Below are 3,618 nucleotides of genomic sequence, written 5' to 3'. Positions count from 1 at the left end.
CCTTCGCTCGCCAAGGCCGCATGCACGGCGTTGAGATCGGTGGTTCGATGGGGCTTACGACCTGGGCGGCGTTCTCGGGCACCAACGACCTTGCCGCCGTGGATGGTGACTTCATCATGACCGAGGACGAAGTCCAGCCCGTGCTCCGCGCACTGCGCGAGCGGGATATCCATATCGTAGCATTGCATAACCACATGATCGGCGGTGAACCGATGTTTTACTTCCTCCACTACTGGGGAGTGGGTCCAGCAAAAGAGCTTGCAGCGGCGATTGCTGCTGCCCGTAACGAACAGGCCGAAACCGGATAGGCGCAACCATTCCGATAAAAATCAGTAAGGCAGCGATCGCTTGCACCTCATTGCGACAGGCATTGTCTTCGAAATGGCCGGGACGTGAGTTATGTCGTTAACTTTACGGGGTTGCCTTTGAATGCGATTTGGGTTGCGAACGGATTGTCCGTTTCCTTAGGAAAACGCCCGAAACCAGACTGTCTCGAAGCGGCCCCAAAATGGCTGAAGCGCATAAGCTGAGTCGACGGCAGATATCGGGAAGCAGGAGGCTGTCTCACATGGCCGCTTTGGCGTCGCAATCTGCTGGTCCGCTTCTGGCACAATCCACACTTGGTCTTAACGGCGAGAACGGGGTGGAAAGCTGACACTTGAACTTACAGCACCGGGCTGCCTGAAGATAATGCGAACCAGGCAGCTCCTATGAATGCCAACACTTCGAAGACCAACAAAGGGCGCCAAGCGCGACACTGTTGAGATGTCACTTTGCCGCCCCGTTCCAGACGAGCCACCGAGCCAACAAACCCGAGCCAATTGATGATTAGCAACGGAGCCAAAACAGCTTCGCGTGAAACGAGCGGAACCGCAACAAGGCTGGCAGACGCTATAAGAGAAACAACGGCGAGGACTAGAAACAGGCGCATCCCGGCAAGCCTCTCACGGCAAGCGAACGTCCGCAATTGTTGCCGTGGACGGCTCTCCATCCCTTGGGGGATAATTCCCTCGAGTGAGTCGGAAAAGGAGAGCGAAGATGGAGACAGTTGCGGTAGTAGGCGTGGACCTGGCGAAGTCGGTTTTCCAGATGCACGGGGTAGACGAGAGCGGCGCGGTGGTACTGCGCAGGCGCGTCTCGCGGGGTCAGTTCGTGAAGCTGTTTGCAAAGCTGCCGCCGTGTCTGGTGGGGATGGAGGCGTGTTCCTCCTCGCATCACTGGGCCAGACAGCTGATGGCGCTGGGCCACGAGGTGAAGCTCATGCCGGCCCAGTACGTGAAGCCCTATCTCAAGCGCGGCAAGAACGATGCCGCCGATGCCGAGGCGATCTGCGAGGCGGTAACCCGGCCCACCATGCGCTTCGTTGGCGTGAAGTCGCCCGAGCAGCAGGCAGTGATGATGCTGCACCGGGTGAGGAAGATCTTGACCCGCCAGCGCACCCAGCTGACCAATGCCCTGCGCGCGCACCTTGCCGAGTTCGGGATCACCGCGCGTGTCGGAAGGCTGGGCCTCGATCGCCTGCTCGCTGTAGTGGCCGATCCCAACGATGACCGCCTGCCTACACAGGCACGCGAGAGCTTGGCTGTGCTCGCCAGCCAGCTGGAGATGGTGAAGGAGCAGATCCTCGACAACGACCGGCGGATCATGGCCGATGCCCGCAGGAGCGAGGCGGGTCGCCGCTTGATGAAGATCCCTGGGATCGGACCGCTGCTCGCCAGCGCGATCGTCGCCTCGGTCGCGGACCCGGCGATGTTCTCCAATGGCAGGAGCCTGTCGGCGTGGATCGGGCTGACCCCGCGCCAGAACTCGAGCGGCGGCAAGGAGCGGCTCGGCTCGATCACCAAGGCGGGCAACGGCTATCTGCGTGAGCTGCTGGTGATGGGCGCGATGGCGGTCGTGCGCCATGCGCAGCGCAGCAGCGCGAAGCGCCCCTGGCTGGCCCAGTTGCTCGAACGCAAGAAGCCCAAGGTGGCCGCGGTGGCGCTGGCGAACAAGAACGCCCGGATCATCTGGGCGATGATGACAAGAGGCGAGAGCTACCGCGAGATGCAGGCCGCCTGAAGACACGCGCCTTGCGGCGCTAACAGAGTTGGAAGGGGCATGAATGAACTGATGCAACAAGCCGGTTGAAACCGCCGGAGCAGGACAACCCGAACGACCCGAGCACTTTGAAGTGCGTGCAATTGGACAGGGACCTGAACCGCGCGAAAGGCATCAAGGCCAGCGGTCCATGTGAACCGCACACAAAGGCCGGACACATGGGCGCCTCAACACGCTACGCTAAGTTCAAACTAACCCTTGCCAACGGAGAGCCGTCCACACAGGGGTCGGAAGCGGAAGTTCCACTTTTAGAAAAATTTGGTCAAAAGTAGCCGGACCGCTAGTGGCCCCGAAGTTGCTGACACACCGCATCAGTGCTCGCGGCAAATTTCAGGCTCGAAGGCCCGCCCGGTCAATCTCAGATAATGGGGTTGTTCATGGCAGGTGGCTTTCTGTCCAGACGAGCAGAGCGCGATGGAGGACAGGGATGGGGACGGCATTTTCCACATGTCGGAGCCAGACGACCCATTAACCGTTGGTGTTGGAATGACCCACTCTATTCGTAATTCTCTACTCGCTTGCGCATGCTGCGCTTCTTTAGCGGCCTGCGGCACTACAGATCACGAAGAGAGCAATGCTGAGAACTCGGGCGCGGAGCACGGGCGGCTGCTGACATCTCTGCGTGAGATTGAAGGGTTCTGGCTCATTGAGCGGTTCGAGAATTTCACACCCTCATGGCGAAACGGCACGTCATGGCGCAGCGCATATCTCCAGATCGACGATGACAGGATAACCTACAACGTCGGCTGCAATCAGTCTGGTAATTCAGCTTCCCTCGGTCCGGATGGCATCCTGCGTGATAGCGGCGACGGAACACGCCTGCAGACGCTGCAAGGTTGCGGACCTGCTCGAGAAGCGCGCGACAAGCGCTTCTTCGCTTTCTTCGGCAGTAACCCCGAAGTTCGCAGCATCGGACCGGGGCGCGTTTCCCTAAGAAGCGAGACAGGTGAGTTGGTGCTCATTGAGCCAGATTTCTGGCGCCAGGCGCATAAGCCCGATTTCCGCGAGATTGAAGGGCGGTGGGTGCCGCAAATGTCGACAACCTACGACGGTTGGGGGTCGGCCGGGTTTGGGATTGGAGATGACCCAGGTGTTCTAACGATCGGGCGGGAGCGCCTTTTGTGGTCGCGGTGTCCCAATCTGCAGATTCCTATACGATGGACTGCAGACGCACGGCTGGCAGCGACAGATGATATCGATGTAAGCGCGTGCCCCGCCGTCGGTCGCACGACAAGCAATGGACCGGGAGCGGTAATGATGATGCTGTCCGCCAACCCTGCAGTGATCCGCACCGGAGCAGACAGCATCGTGCTGGTAGATGGATCGGGCGAAGAGGGCCGTCGGCTCGATTTACGATCAGAGGAGAGCGTTCTCGAGCCCCCGCCGCCCCCGCCAATGCCGGAAGGTCACATCCCGCCCTTCAATCTCGCGGAAATCGGGCTTATGCGCCTGGCGCCAGAAATCTGGCTCAATGAGCACCAACTCACCTGTCTCGCTTCTTAGGGAAACGCGCCCCGG

General features: G+C 60.1%; 3 protein-coding genes. All 3 read left to right on the top strand.

Annotated features, from left to right (window positions below):
- Window positions 1–308, top strand: a 308-nt coding sequence (locus A3736_RS00725; protein ID WP_156501895.1) for a DUF1259 domain-containing protein, incomplete at its 5' end; no start/stop codon positions are given.
- 730 nt (window positions 309–1,038) lie between these two features.
- On the top strand, window positions 1,039–2,061 hold the full coding sequence (locus tag A3736_RS00720; protein WP_067677962.1) for an IS110 family transposase: 1,023 nt from the start codon (window positions 1,039–1,041) through the stop codon (window positions 2,059–2,061).
- Window positions 2,062–2,514: 453 nt separating this feature from the next.
- Entirely contained in the window at window positions 2,515–3,603 is a 1,089-nt protein-coding gene (locus tag A3736_RS00715) for a hypothetical protein (RefSeq protein ID WP_067677959.1), read from the top strand.
- The last annotated feature ends 15 nt before the right edge of the window (window positions 3,604–3,618 follow it).

It is taken from the genome of Erythrobacter sp. HI0063 (assembly GCF_001635685.1).
GTDB lineage: Bacteria > Pseudomonadota > Alphaproteobacteria > Sphingomonadales > Sphingomonadaceae > Qipengyuania.
This window is presented reverse-complemented; position numbering and strand designations above follow the sequence as displayed.

Bases quoted from the DNA above. Each gene is read 5' to 3' on its own strand.
- A3736_RS00720 (WP_067677962.1), top strand. From the start codon at position 1,039: ATGGAGACAGTTGCGGTAGTAGGCGTGGACCTGGCGAAGTCGGTTTTC.
- A3736_RS00715 (WP_067677959.1), top strand. From the start codon at position 2,515: ATGGAGGACAGGGATGGGGACGGCATTTTCCACATGTCGGAGCCAGAC.